The sequence below is a fragment of the Rothia nasimurium genome, from assembly GCF_928382285.1.
In the GTDB taxonomy this organism is placed as follows: Bacteria; Actinomycetota; Actinomycetes; order Actinomycetales; family Micrococcaceae; genus Rothia; species Rothia nasimurium_E.
This window is the reverse complement of sequence record NZ_CAKMSS010000005.1, coordinates 112676-125547: the sequence shown is the minus strand read 5'-3', so window position 1 is coordinate 125547 and position 12872 is coordinate 112676. Positions and strand designations below refer to the sequence as shown.

The window sequence follows — 12872 nt, the reverse complement described above, 5'->3', positions numbered from 1 at the left end:
CGGCGGCAGGTAAAACTGCCGCCGGGTATGCTCAGAGGTTGCTAGTTGCCGCCAGCCTCGGGGGTGTGGGTCTCGATGACCACGGGCACAATCATGGGCTTGCGACGCAAGCGGCGGGCTACCCAAGCCCCCATGGTGCGGCGGACGATCTGCTGCAGCTGATGCGTGGTGTGCACGCGCTCAGGAGCCCGGTGCAGGGCGTCCTCAAGGGCTGCGGTGATTTTGGGGGTGATGTCGTCGAAGACGGAGTCGTCTTCGGCGATGCCTCGGGCGTGGATGTCGGGGCCGGTGACCACGCGCTTGGTGGCGCGGTCAACTACGGTGACGATAGAGACGAAGCCTTCTTCGCCCAGGACGCGGCGGTCCTTGAGGTCATCTTCGGTAACGTGACCTACAGACTTACCGTCAACGTAGACATATTCGCAGGGTACCTGACCGACAATATCAGCGCGGCCGTCACGCAAATCAACGACAGTACCGGAGTCACCAATGATCACCCGATCGCTCTTGATTCCGGTTTCGATAGCCAGCTTGCCTGAAGCCAGCAGGTGGCGGACTTCGCCGTGCACAGGCATGACGTTCTTGGGCTGCAGGATGTTGTAGCAGTAAAGCAGCTCACCAGCAGCGGCGTGGCCTGAGACGTGTACCTTAGCGTTGCCCTTGTGCACCACGTTGGCGCCCAGCTTCATCAGGCCGTTGATCACGCGGTAGACAGAAGTTTCGTTACCGGGAATCAGGGATGAGGCCAGGATAATGGTGTCGCCCTTTTCGACCTGGATCTTGTGGTCGCCGTTAGCCATACGGGAGAGAGCCGCCATGGGCTCGCCCTGGGAGCCGGTGCACATCATGACAATCTGCTCGGGTCGGTAGTCATCGACCTTCTTGAGGTCAACCAGAATACCTTCGGGTACGTTCAGGTAGCCCAGCTTCTCTGCAATGGTCATGTTGCGTACCATGGAGCGGCCGACCAGGACCACCTTGCGGCCGCGTTCAGCAGCTGCATCGAGCACCTGCTGTACGCGGTGCACGTGCGAGGAGAATGAGGCAACGATGACGCGGCGCTTAGCATCGCGCATAACGTTGGAAATCACCGGGCCGATGTTCTTTTCGGTGGGGGTGAAGCCGGGAACCTCAGCGTTGGTTGAGTCAGGTAGGAAGAGGTCGATGCCCTCTTCACCCAGGCGGGCGAAGTGACGCAGGTCGGTGATGCGGCCATCCAGGGGCAGCTGGTCCATCTTGAAGTCGCCGGTGTGCAGGACCTTACCAGCCTTGGTGCGGATGAAGACTGCCAGGGCATCGGGGATAGAGTGGTTAACGGCTACGAATTCACATTCGAAGGGGCCGAAACGCTCAACCTGGCCCTCAACAACGTCCATGGTGTAGGGCTTGATGCGGTGTTCCTGGAGCTTAGCTTCGACCAGGGCCAGGGTCAGCTGGGAACCTACCAGGGGAATATCGGGGCGCATACGCAGCAGGTAGGGTACAGCGCCGATGTGGTCCTCATGGCCGTGGGTCAGCACGATCGCCACGATGTCCTGCAGACGGTCCTTGATGTAGTTGAGGTCGGGCAGGATCAGGTCTACGCCGGGCTGGGATTCTTCTGGGAAGAGCACACCGCAATCGACCACGAGCAGTTTGCCGTTAATCTCGTAGACGGTCATGTTACGGCCGACTTCGCCGAGACCGCCCAGGGGTACTACACGCAGGGTGTCTTTTTTCAGTTTGGGGGGAAGGTGCGGGCTTTCAACTGTTTGCATAGTTTCTCTTTCTTCTATCTTTTCTTTTCTGAATACGGGCAAAGCGGGCCACCCAAAATCTTCCTGATTTTGGGTGGGCCCGCCGGGTACCCGCAGTACGTTTTTACTTGACCAGGGTTGAGGCGATGATGGAGCCTTCGAGGTCGGAGCGCATCTGTGCGGCTTCTTCGTCGGTAGCCAATACGTGCGGCAGGCGCACGGCGGCTGAGTCGAGGATGCCCTGCCAGGTGAGAATCTGCTTGGCGGCAACGCAGCCGGGTACGCGGCTCATAGCGGCGCGGACGACCGGGGCCAGGTCCAGGTGCAGTTTCTGGGCGGTTGCCAGGTCACCGGCGACGGTTGCGTCGATCAGCTGGCGGAAGTGTTCGGGGGCTACGTGGGAGGTAACGCCGACGAGGCCGACGGCTCCCATAGCCAGCCAGGGCAGGGTTAGGCCATCGTCGCCTGAGTAGTAGTCCAGGTCGGTGGTTTCCATGACCTCGGTGGCAGCGGTGAAGTCGGCCTTGGCGTCCTTGACGGCCACGATGTTCTCGTGGTCTGCCAGGGCACGGTAGACGGCCGGGGTGATGGGGATGCCGGCGCGACCGGGGATGTCGTAGAGCATGACGGGGGTCTTAACCGCGTCAGCGACAGTGCGGAAGTGGGCTTCAAGACCGGTCTGGGTGGGCTTGTTGTAGTAGGGGGTGACCACAAGCAGGCCGTCGACACCTACAGCTTCGGCGCGGGAGGCCAGGTGCAGGGTGTGGGCGGTGTCATTGGAACCTACACCAGCTACAATTTTGGCGCGGTCGCCCACGGCTTCCTTGACGATGCGGAAGACGTTTTCGTTTTCCTCATCGGTCATGGTGGAGTATTCGCCAGTGGTGCCGCAGACGATGAGACCGTCGTGGCCGCGGTCCACCAGGTTGGTGGCGAGCGCGGCGGTTGCCTGCTCGTCGACCTCTCCCTGTGCGGTGAAGGGGGTGACCATGGCGGTGAGCAGGCGCCCGAAGATGGGTTCTGCTGTGGCTGGGGTGTGCTGTACGGTCTCAGACATATCTACTACGTTACCTTATCTGGCTAGGCGGGGTGGGGTGAGTTTGATTAAAGGCTGGCGCTAATCCGGGGCGGACGCCGGCGGGCAGCCTGGCTTTAGATGGTGACCTGGGTGGGGTTTTTGCCTCGGCGCAGGGCTATTGCGGTGCGCATGGCTTTGCGGGCGCGTTTTCGGTCGCCGGAGGCGTCGTAAGCCAGGGAGAGACGGAACCAGTTTTTCCAGCTGGTGGGGTCTTTCTCGGTGGCTGTGGCGTAGTGGGTGAACTGTGAGTCGGCTGCTGCGCGGTCGATGCGGCCTGCTTCGGTGCGGGGCAGGGTATCTTCGGGTAGCTCCCCCGCTGCGGCGAGTTCCTGCCCCAGGGCTTGGGTGCGGGAGCCGAAGATGATTTCGCGGATCATGGCCCAGGCGCCCAGGACGGGTAGGACGATGAGGGCCCCACCCAGCAGGGCACCTAGTGCCCCCGCGTTCTGCAGGAAGATAAAGCCTCTTTGGGCTGTGAGCACCAGGTAGAGGCTGAGGGCTACCGTCACCAGGGCGGCGAAGGCTTTGCCTCGCCCACCGGCGTCCACCGCGATGAAGACCGCGCAGAACACGCCTACTGCCAGCAGGAAGAGGCGGGTGCCCAGGGGTAGGGGCAAAATCAGTACGGTGAGGATGGCCAGGGCAATAGCTCCGGCGGTGAAGGCGCGCAGCGAGGTCATGGGTTAGTCCAGGTTGAGGTAGCGGTCAAGGCCCACGGTCAGGCCGGGGTGCTGTTCGACCTGGCGGACGCCCAGCAGGACGCCGGGCATAAAGCTGGTGCGATCGAAGGAGTCATGGCGGATGACCAGCTGCTGGCCGGCGTCACCGAGCAGGATTTCTTGGTGGGCGGTGAGGCCGCGCAGGCGGACGGCGTGTACGTTGACGCCGGCAACCTTAGCGCCGCGAGAGCCGCCCTCATCGGTTTCGGTGGCATCAGGTGAGGCAGGCACCCCGGCTTCAGCCCGGGCAGCAGCAATTTTCTGGGCCGTGTGGACGGCAGTGCCCGAGGGCGCATCGACCTTGTTGGGGTGATGCATTTCGATGACTTCTACTGACTCGAAGAACTTTGCAGCCTTAGCGGCAAATTCGGTAGCCAGGATGGAGCCGATGGCGAAGTTGGGGGCGATGAGTACGCCTACCCGAGGATGCTCGGCAAGCAGGGCTTCGAGTGAGGCTAGGCGCTCTTCGTTCCAGCCGGTGGTGCCGACCACCGCGTGAATACCGTGTTCAACGGCAAAGCGTACGTTGGCTTCAGTGGCGGAGGGGACGGTCAGGTCAATCATGACGTCCGCGCCGTACTCGACTAAGAGATCCAGGGAGTCCCCGTTGCCCAGGGCAGCTACCAGGTCCATATCTTCTGCGGTGTTGACGGCCTTGACCGCCTCTGATCCCATACGTCCTGCGGCGCCGACAACAGCGACCTTCCAAATCTTGCTCATACCTTCTTTACCCCTTTAGTACGTTGATGTTACGGGTGCCGGGTGACACCTGGCAGTACTCGCTCACACGCATAGCACCGGCTGGCACCTGTATCGCATCAACAAGCCACATCACACTACTCTAGCGAAGAGGGGAGCCCCACCGCACGCCTTACCGCACCCAAGGGCTATGTCACCTGCGAGAACATCCACGGCCAGACCGGGATATTTCAGCATCCGGAACCGCTCTAGGCCTGCCTGTTACAAAAACTACCCGGCGGGTGCGACGCAAGAAAACCCGACCAACTCTTACACTAGAAAGGTGCGCCTGCACCCCAGCTCACCAACCCAAGGGAACTATGAAAGACGACCACGTTTTTTACTCCGCCGTGCACCCCCATGAGGGGCAGCGACGCTTCGTCTTGCGCGGTCTTGATGGCATCCGCGCTATCGCGGTCTTGCTGGTGCTGGTCTACCATCTGTGGCCCCAGTATCTACCCGGGGGCATGATTGGTGTCGATATTTTCTTTGTCATCTCTGGCTACCTCATCACCGCTCTGTTGCTACGTGAGGGTGCTTATACCGGCAAGATGGATATCGTTTCTTTCTGGGTTCGGCGTCTGCGCCGCCTGGTGCCGGCTTTTGCCCTGCTGACCCTGGTGGTAGGTTCTTTGGCCCTGCTGGTGGGCGGTGATGCCCAGGTCGGCCTGGGCCGTCAGATTCTTGGTGCTTTTACCTATTCGTCGAACTGGCTGCTGATCTGGGCCGGCAACGACTATTTCACTCAGACCTCCCCTGAGCTCATGACCAATTTCTGGTCGCTGGCGGTTGAAGAGCAGTTCTACCTCTTTTGGCCTGTGGTCATGGTCTTTGTCTTTATGTTTATGGCCAAGTGGTGGCAGCGGGCTATGGTTCCCGGCATCGTGGGTTCTCTCTCACTGCTAGCAGCCGTGGTTCTGGGTGCGCTGGGGGCTTCCACAACGCGTCTTTACTACGGCACCGATACCCACCTCTACGGGCTCATGCTGGGCGTGCTACTGGCCATGATGATTCCCTGGTCCATGTACCCGCCCGTTGACGACCGGCTTTACCCCCTAGTAGGTTATGGCAACGGTATCTGGGGCTGGCTCCGCCAGCTGGTTGGCTGGGGCTGCTTGGTTGCGGTGGTTCCCTATGCTTTGACCCTGTCAGACCACAGCTCCTGGCTGATGCCCTGGGGGCTGCTGGTGGGTTCCCTCCTGGGTATGGGTATGATTCAGGCTCTGCTTCCGGACGTCCGCGGCGGCACCTCCGGGCTCTTTCGGGGCTTGCTGTCCCTAGCTCCCCTGCGCTGGATCGGCCAGCGCTCCTACGGTATTTACCTCTGGCACTGGCCCCTGATGGTGCTGGCCCACTACACCTTTGGTGCGGCGCGCTCCCCCTGGGTGAACGTCGGCGTGTTGTTCTTAACCCTGATTGTTGCGGGTCTGTCGTATATGTATGTGGAACAGCCCGTGCGTCAGCTGGGCTTCCGCGGGGCACTATCAGCCTGGTTCTCAGCCATGGTGGCACCGGCCGGCCGGGCACTGCCGGTGGGCGCAGCCGTCCTCGCTAGTGTAACCCTGATCGCCACAATTTTTGCAGTGCGTACCGCACCTGCCATGACCCAGGCTGAAGCCGTGGTGGCAGCCGGTGCCAACTACGCGCAGGCGTCCGCACCGGCACCCCAGCCGACTACCGCATCAGCTGCTCCCAGCTCTTCTGTCAGCCCCAGCGCCTCGGCTGAACCGACGGAAAGCGCCAGCCCCTCCCCTAGTTCATCCACCGCGCCGTCTGCCGCTGTTGATGGTTCCCAGGTGACGATTGTGGGTGACTCGGTCACGCTGGCTTCTTCGATTGCCCTGGGTGAGGTTATGCCCCAGGCCCTGGTCAATGCGGAAGTTTCCCGCACTAGCTCCGCTGCCCTGCCCATTATTGAGCAGCTGGTAGATTCGGGTCAGATGCGCGACGTGCTTGTACTGTCGGTAACCGCCAACTCTACTTTCACCGTAGATCAGCTAGAACAGCTCAAGGCATCGGTGTCGCCTAACGGGGAGCGCAAGATTGTGCTGGTGACCGGTGTTGGCCCGGCCAACCTGACCTGGATTGGGCCCTCTAACCAGGTGATTCGCGAGTTCGCGGCACAGAATCCAGATACCGTCTTCGTTGCCGACTGGCAGGCCGCCGCCAAGGGCCACCCCGAATACCTGGTCTCCGACGGCGTGCACCCTCAGAATGAGGGACTCACTGTGTACGCTCAAACCGTGGAAGACGCGGTGGCGAAGGCCCTCGACGAATAAGGCACGACCAACATACAGCAGGGGCACCCACTATGCCGGCGGGTGCCCCTGCTGTTTTTTACTTGACGATAGTGGTAACCCACTCCTGGCTGGCCAGGTAGCGGGCCAGGTCGTTAACCTGGTCGGCGGTTACTGACCGAACCCCATCGAGCAGTTCATCGATCGAGAGGAACTTGCCCGAGTCCAGTTCTGCCCGGCCCAGGCGACTCATGCGGGAGCCGGCGTCCTCGCTTCCTAGCACGGTAGAACCGCCGAGCTGCCCGACGACCTTCTCAAGCTCTTCCTGTGTGATACCGTCACGTACAAACTCGTCAAAAGTAGAGCGCATGAGCTCGGTGACCTGCTCTGCCTTGGCAGGCAGGCAGCCAGCATACATACCGAAATAGCCGGCGTCTGAGTAGGATCCGGTAAAAGAGAAGGTGGAGTAGGCAAGGCCACGCTTTTCGCGGATTTCCTGGAAGAGGCGGGACGACATTCCCCCGCCCAGGGCGGAGTTGAGCACGCTCATGGCGTAGCGGCGCTCGTCGCCGGCGATGAGGCCGGGGCAGCCCATCACGATGTTGGTCTGTTCAAAGCCCTTTTCGAGGGTTTTTTCGCGGGCACCGGGCACGATGTCGCTCTGATGGCGGACGCGGCGCGGGGCTGGCAGGGCCCCTTCAGTGAGGTCCCAGCCGCGATTGGCGAGGGACTCAAGCACCAGATTGACGATCTCTGAGTGGTTGAGGCTACCCGCTGCTGAGATAACCAGGCGGTCGGGGGTGTAGAACTTCTTGTAGTGTTCCCACACCTTGTCGCGGGCAACGTCGGTGATTTCCTGCGGGGTGCCGCCGATGGGGCGACCCAGCGGGTTGTTGCCCATGAGCTGTTCGATGAAGGATTCGAAGGCAACGTCGGTGGGGTCGTCCTGGTCCATGGCGATTTCTTCGAGGATGACACCGCGTTCCTGTTCCAGCAGGGCGGGGTCGAGCTTGGCTCCGGTGACCATGTCGGCGATGACGTCGATAGCCATGGGGGTGTCCTCATCGAGCACACGGGCGTAGTAGCAGGTGTGCTCCTTAGCGGTGAGGGCGTTGGATTCACCGCCTACCCGGTCGAAGGCGTGGGCGATGTCGAGGGCGGTGCGGCTTTCGGTGCCTTTGAAGAGCAGGTGTTCGAGGAAGTGGGTGGAACCCAGCATGCCGGGCTGTTCGTCGCGGGAGCCTACCCCTACCCAGAAACCGATGGAGACGCTGCGCTGGGAGGGCATACGTTCGGTGATGACGCGGACGCCGCCCGGCAACACGGAACGGCGCACTTCGTTGCCTCCCCCACCGGCGTAGATGAGACGGCCGGTGCGGTAATTGAGCTCGTCGGTGAGGTCAGCGGTTTCAAGGGGTAGAAGGACGGGCATATCAGTCAGGTCTTTCTGATGGGGAAAGTAAGAAATTGAATGAGTAAGAGGGGGCAGACACCGGGTGTCTGCCCCCTCTATCTGCTTCGTACGGTAGAAGCTACGGAGCGGTCATTACTCTTCGTCGCCGCTCTCTTCGCCTTCGGCCACGACGGGTACCAGTGACAGCTTGCCGCGGTCGTCAATCTTGGAGATCTCGACCTGGACCTTCTGGCCTACGCCGACGACGTCCTCGACGTCGTCCACGCGCTTGCCGTCGTTGAGCTTGCGCAGCTCGGAGATGTGCAGCAGGCCGTCCTTACCGGGGGTCAGTGAGACGAAGGCACCGAAGGTGGTGGTCTTCACGACGGTACCCAGGTAGCGTTCGCCGACCTCGGGAACCTGCGGGTTGGCAATCGCGTTGATTGCTGCGCGGGCTGCTTCGGCGGAGGGGCCGTCGGTTGCGCCGATGTAGACGGTGCCGTCGTCCTCGATAGAGATGTCGGTGCCGGTGTCTTCCTGGATCTGGTTGATCATCTTGCCCTTGGGGCCGATGACCTCACCGATCTTGGCAACGGGAACCTGGACGGAGATGACGCGGGGTGCGTAGTCGCTCATCTCGTCGGGAGCGTCAATCGCTGCGTTGATGACCTCGAGGATGTGCAGGCGGGCTTCACGAGCCTGGGTCAGAGCACCGGCCAGAACGGAGGCGGGGATGCCGTCGAGCTTGGTGTCCAGCTGGATAGCGGTGACGAACTCGGAGGTACCTGCGACCTTGAAGTCCATATCGCCCAGGGCATCCTCAGCACCGAGAATATCGGTCAGGGCTGCGTAGCGGGTTTCGCCGTTGACCTCGTCGGAGACAAGGCCCATGGCGATACCGGCGACGGGGGCGCGCAGGGGCACACCGGCGTTCAGCAGGGAGAGGGTGGAGGCACAGACGGAACCCATGGAGGTAGAACCGTTGGAGCCCAGAGCCTCAGAGACCTGGCGGATAGCGTAGGGGAATTCCTCGCGTGACGGCAGAACCGGGGTCAGGGCGCGCTCAGCAAGAGCACCGTGGCCGATTTCGCGACGCTTGGGTGAGCCCACACGGCCGGTTTCACCGGTTGAGTAGGGCGGGAAGTTGTAGTGGTGGATGTAGCGCTTGGACTTGACCGGGTAGAGGGAGTCCAGCTGCTGCTCCATCTTGAGCATGTTCAGGGTGGTGACGCCCATGATCTGGGTTTCGCCGCGCTCGAAGATAGCAGAGCCGTGGACGCGGGGCAGTACCTCAACCTCAGCGGTGAGCTGACGGATGTCGGTCAGGCCGCGGCCGTCGATACGGACCTGGTCGGTGAGAATGCGCTGACGCACAACGTGCTTGGTCAGAGCATTGAAAGCTGCGTTGACTTCGTCCTCGCGGCCTTCGAATTCCTTACCTTCACCGGCGAGGGATTCTACGATTTCCTGCTGCAGGTCAGCGGACGCGGTTTCGCGGTCCTGCTTACCGGCGATGGAGTAGACCTCAACGATCTTGGGTTCAAAAGCCTTGACGGCTTCGTCGATTTCTGCGGCACGCTCACCGAAGATGGGCAGCTCCAGGGCGGGCTTGCCGGCGCGCTCAGCCAGGTCAGCCTGGGCCTTGCAGAGGGCGGCGATGAAGGGCTTAGCAGCTTCGAGGCCCTCAGCAACAACTTCTTCGGTCGGTGCGGTGGCACCGTCTTCCTTGATGAGCTTCCAGGAGTTATCGGTAGCTTCAGCCTCAACCATCATGATGGCGACGTCTTCGGTGCCGTCAGCCTTGGTCACAACACGACCGGCTACAGCCATATCGAAGACAGCGTTCTCAAGCTGGGAGTACTTGGGGAAGGCAACCCACTGGCCGTCGATCAGGGCAATGCGCACACCGCCGACGGGGCCCGCGAAGGGAGCACCGGAGAGGGTGGTGGAGCAGGACGCTGCGTTGATTGCTACGGTGTTGTAGATTTCGTCGGGCTCAATGGTGAGCACGGTGACGACGACCTGCACCTCGTTGCGGATACCCTTCTTGAAGGCAGGACGCAGGGGGCGGTCGATCAGACGGGCAGCCAGGATCGCTTCGGTTGAGGGGCGGCCTTCACGGCGGAAGAAGGAGCCGGGGATCTTACCGGCTGCGTACATGCGCTCTTCAACGTCTACGGTCAGGGGGAAGAAGTCGAAGCCGTCACGGGGGCTCTTGCCGATAGCGGTGGCTGAGAGCAGGGTGGTGTCGTCGTCGATAGTGACCAGGGCAGAGCCTGCGGCCTGCTTGGCGAGGCGGCCGGTTTCGAAGCGTACTACGCGCTTACCGAACTTGCCGTTGTCAATGATTGCTTCTGCAAACTGAATTTCGGGACCTTCCAAGGTTCCTCCATTTCTGTTGTCTGCGCCGCGCCTTCGGTCATCGATTGAGGCTCACAGACCCCGCCAATGGGGCTTTCTGTAAACCGCTACCGAGGACCGTCAAAGCACGCGGCGACTTAGTTCTATTCTTGGGTGGTAGGTGTGGGTGAGGGCGTCACCCCCGACCAGCGGCATCCGGCTATTAAGCCGGATGCGCGGGTTGCGGTGTCGCCCTCACGCTCACAAACCTTGTGTTATCGGCGGATACCGAGACGCTCGATGAGGGCGCGGTAACGCTCGATGTCGACGCTCTTGAGGTAGCCGAGCAGGTTGCGGCGGCGACCAACGAGAATCATCAGACCACGACGTGAGTGGTGGTCGTGCTTGTGGAACTTGAGGTGTTCGGTCAGGTCGGTGATACGACGAGTCAGAACTGCAACCTGAACCTCGGGTGAACCGGTGTCACCTTCGTGGGTTGCGTATTCCTTCATGATTTCCTGCTTGATCTTGGGATCAAGAGCCATGGGTTAACTCCTAGAGTTAGTGCCGTGTGCGGCCCGGTCAACATTTTTGCTGCCGGGTTGAGGGGCTAGGACGCCGGTGGGCGGCTTTCCCGCTGCAGGTAACTGCCACGGACTGCAGTCACATGCATAGTCAACTCTACAGCACAAGCCAGCCACCGGGAAGAGATGCCCCGGTGGTAGCTTGCTCACCTGCTCCGCTCTATTGGCCATGCCCGCAACACCAGTTTGTACCAGGCACGGCCCATTTTTAGTACCGTTTGTGGGCAGGGCGTGGTACAAACTTGGTCAAGCCAGCAGAGAGAGCTCCCCGTGCTACTTCTTTTCGCGGCCGAAGGCCAGGGAAGCGAGCGCGGTAGCGCCGGTGACAGCGCAGACGGCGGGCCAGGGGCCAATTTTCTTGTGCAGGGCGTGGGAGTAGCCGAAGGCTCCCAGGTAGACGGCGGTAAGGGCGGCAGCGGTGCCGGTTCCGGCATTCTTCTGCCAACCGGCAAAGGCTGCGGCACCGCCGGCGGCTAGGGCTACTCCGCCCAGGGCGCGGACGTTAGTAACACGGGCAACCTTGTAGCCGCCCATGAGGCCGGCTGAGGCAGCAGCTGTGGGAATCAGTACGTTCATGGTTTACACTCCACAATCTTCTTGGGTTTCTTGAGCAGGTGAAGCAGGCTCACAGCGAAGCTGTTGGCTCGGGGCTGGCGTGAATCGTCTCGTGAGCGCTAGCGAACCAGACGAGAGGGTCGACAGTGAGCGTGAGCCTGTGCAACCTGCGGTGCACGAGCCTGCATGACCTGCCGAATATGCCTACAGTGAGTAGATTACTCCGCAGCTAGCGCTTGTGCCCTGAGCCTGGGAGAATAGTAAGCATGCAAATCACTGAGAATTTTGAGAAGCAGAAGACTAATGTTGAGTCTTTCGACCTGGATCATACCGCTGTGGCAGCCCCCTACGTGCGCGTAGCTGACCGCAAGACCCTGCCGGGTGGGGACGTCCTGATTAAGTACGATGTGCGTTTCACCCAGCCGAACAAGGGGCACCTGGGCATGAAGGCGGTTCACTCGATTGAGCACATGACCGCCCACCACATGCGCAATCACACCGACGCTCTGATTGACTTCTCCCCCATGGGTTGCCAGACCGGCTTCTACGCCCTGACCCTGGGCCTTGAGCCTGCCGATTTCATGCAGGTTCTTGAAGCGACCATGAATGACCTTCTGGAGGCCGATGAGGTTCCGGCAGCGAACGAGGTGCAGTGCGGCTGGGGCGCTAACCACTCCTTGGAAGAGGCCCAGGCGGCGGTTCGTGCTTTTGTGGAGAAGAAGGACGAGTGGGAGCAGGTGATGGCCTAATGTCGGCTTTTGCGCTCCCTTCTGGCTTTGAGAATGCCGCTATCGTGCAGGTAGCCATGGACGAAGAGGCTGCCCCCTTCCTCGCTAAGACCGAGCCGGTCGGTGAGGCCTACGCCCTGGGTGAGGCCATCTTCTACCCCCGGGTGCTTGCCACCGGTACTGATGAGCTAAAGATTCTGCTGGTGTGCTCGAAGATTGGCCTGGTCAATGCCGCCACGGCCCTGTCTGTTGCTCTGGCTCTGGTGCCTACCCCGCGCGTCATTGTATCTGCCGGTACCGCCGGCGGCCTGCGCGCCGACGTGAATGTGGGCGACCTGGCTATCGGCACCGACTACACCTACACGGACGCGGACGCCACCGCCTTCGGCTACGAGTTCGGGCAGGTTCCCGGCATGCCCGCAACCTACGCCACCGACCCGGTGCTGGTTGAGAAGGCCCGCGCTGCCGCAGCGGCCTACGCCGGTGAAGGTAGCGCCCTCTTTGGGCAGATGCTGGCCGGTGGGTCTTTTGTTACCGCCCACAACGTCAAAGACACCCGTCAGCTCTTCCCCCAGGCACTTTCTACCGACATGGAAACCACCGCCCTGGCCCAGGTTAGCTCCAGTCGTTCCCTACCCTTCATCGCGGTACGCGGTATCTCTGACCTCTGCGGCCCGGCAGCCGACCAGGACTTCCACATGGATGCCCCCATCGTGGCCGAACGAAGCGCCACCCTGGTGCTTGACCTGCTCAGCCGCTAGCCC

11 protein-coding genes are annotated in these 12872 nt (G+C 61.5%); 3 read left to right on the top strand and 8 right to left on the bottom strand.

The features are described from left to right. Positions 1 to 41: 41 nt before the first annotated feature. The 4 genes from L6758_RS07230 to dapB form a co-directional block, all read right to left on the bottom strand. Positions 42 to 1757, bottom strand: a complete 1716-nt coding sequence (locus L6758_RS07230; protein ID WP_237205516.1) for a ribonuclease J — start codon at positions 1755 to 1757, stop codon at positions 42 to 44. A gap of 103 nt (positions 1758 to 1860) precedes the next feature. Next, entirely contained in the window at positions 1861 to 2793 is a 933-nt protein-coding gene (gene dapA / locus L6758_RS07225) for a 4-hydroxy-tetrahydrodipicolinate synthase (RefSeq protein ID WP_237198501.1), read from the bottom strand. A 95-nt stretch (positions 2794 to 2888) separates the two neighbouring features. Continuing rightward, a complete protein-coding gene (locus L6758_RS07220; protein ID WP_237205515.1) occupies positions 2889 to 3494 on the bottom strand; it encodes a hypothetical protein in 606 nt (201 codons plus the stop codon). A 3-nt stretch (positions 3495 to 3497) separates the two neighbouring features. Continuing rightward, positions 3498 to 4253, bottom strand: coding sequence for a 4-hydroxy-tetrahydrodipicolinate reductase (gene dapB / locus L6758_RS07215; protein WP_237186855.1), 756 nt, complete (start codon positions 4251 to 4253; stop codon positions 3498 to 3500). A gap of 338 nt (positions 4254 to 4591) precedes the next feature. Between dapB and L6758_RS07210 the strand changes: the two genes are divergently transcribed. Beyond that, positions 4592 to 6550 carry an acyltransferase family protein gene (locus L6758_RS07210; protein WP_237205514.1) on the top strand — a complete coding sequence of 653 codons (1959 nt, stop codon included), beginning with the start codon at positions 4592 to 4594 and terminating at the stop codon, positions 6548 to 6550. A 58-nt stretch (positions 6551 to 6608) separates the two neighbouring features. Here L6758_RS07210 and L6758_RS07205 read toward each other — a convergent pair whose 3' ends face one another. From L6758_RS07205 to L6758_RS07190, 4 genes are all read right to left on the bottom strand, one after another. Beyond that, positions 6609 to 7940, bottom strand: a complete 1332-nt coding sequence (locus L6758_RS07205; protein WP_237205513.1) for a M16 family metallopeptidase — start codon at positions 7938 to 7940, stop codon at positions 6609 to 6611. 114 nt (positions 7941 to 8054) lie between these two features. Beyond that, positions 8055 to 10283 (bottom strand): polyribonucleotide nucleotidyltransferase, encoded by a 2229-nt coding sequence (locus L6758_RS07200; RefSeq protein ID WP_237205512.1) that lies wholly within the window; start codon positions 10281 to 10283, stop codon positions 8055 to 8057. Between the two features lie 233 nt (positions 10284 to 10516). Further along, complete coding sequence (rpsO, locus tag L6758_RS07195; protein WP_135012745.1) at positions 10517 to 10786, bottom strand: 30S ribosomal protein S15; 270 nt, start codon at positions 10784 to 10786, stop codon at positions 10517 to 10519. Between the two features lie 312 nt (positions 10787 to 11098). After that, entirely contained in the window at positions 11099 to 11401 is a 303-nt protein-coding gene (locus L6758_RS07190; RefSeq protein WP_237197247.1) for a hypothetical protein, read from the bottom strand. 245 nt (positions 11402 to 11646) lie between these two features. Here L6758_RS07190 and L6758_RS07185 point away from each other — a divergent pair, with 245 nt between their 5' ends. Beyond that, positions 11647 to 12129 carry an S-ribosylhomocysteine lyase gene (locus L6758_RS07185; RefSeq protein WP_237205511.1) on the top strand — a complete coding sequence of 161 codons (483 nt, stop codon included), beginning with the start codon at positions 11647 to 11649 and terminating at the stop codon, positions 12127 to 12129. Beyond that, positions 12129 to 12869: a 5'-methylthioadenosine/S-adenosylhomocysteine nucleosidase gene (mtnN, locus tag L6758_RS07180; protein WP_237205510.1), complete on the top strand. Its 741-nt coding sequence runs from the start codon at positions 12129 to 12131 to the stop codon at positions 12867 to 12869. The genes L6758_RS07185 and mtnN overlap by 1 nt, the downstream gene beginning before the upstream one ends. Positions 12870 to 12872: the final 3 nt, after the last annotated feature.

Bases quoted from the DNA above. Each gene is read 5' to 3' on its own strand.
- L6758_RS07230 (WP_237205516.1), bottom strand. From the start codon at position 1,757: ATGCAAACAGTTGAAAGCCCGCACCTTCCCCCCAAACTGAAAAAAGAC.
- L6758_RS07220 (WP_237205515.1), bottom strand. From the start codon at position 3,494: ATGACCTCGCTGCGCGCCTTCACCGCCGGAGCTATTGCCCTGGCCATC.
- L6758_RS07210 (WP_237205514.1), top strand. From the start codon at position 4,592: ATGAAAGACGACCACGTTTTTTACTCCGCCGTGCACCCCCATGAGGGG.
- dapB (WP_237186855.1), bottom strand. From the start codon at position 4,253: ATGAGCAAGATTTGGAAGGTCGCTGTTGTCGGCGCCGCAGGACGTATG.
- rpsO (WP_135012745.1), bottom strand. From the start codon at position 10,786: ATGGCTCTTGATCCCAAGATCAAGCAGGAAATCATGAAGGAATACGCA.
- dapA (WP_237198501.1), bottom strand. From the start codon at position 2,793: ATGTCTGAGACCGTACAGCACACCCCAGCCACAGCAGAACCCATCTTC.
- L6758_RS07190 (WP_237197247.1), bottom strand. From the start codon at position 11,401: ATGAACGTACTGATTCCCACAGCTGCTGCCTCAGCCGGCCTCATGGGC.
- L6758_RS07185 (WP_237205511.1), top strand. From the start codon at position 11,647: ATGCAAATCACTGAGAATTTTGAGAAGCAGAAGACTAATGTTGAGTCT.
- L6758_RS07205 (WP_237205513.1), bottom strand. From the start codon at position 7,940: ATGCCCGTCCTTCTACCCCTTGAAACCGCTGACCTCACCGACGAGCTC.
- mtnN (WP_237205510.1), top strand. From the start codon at position 12,129: ATGTCGGCTTTTGCGCTCCCTTCTGGCTTTGAGAATGCCGCTATCGTG.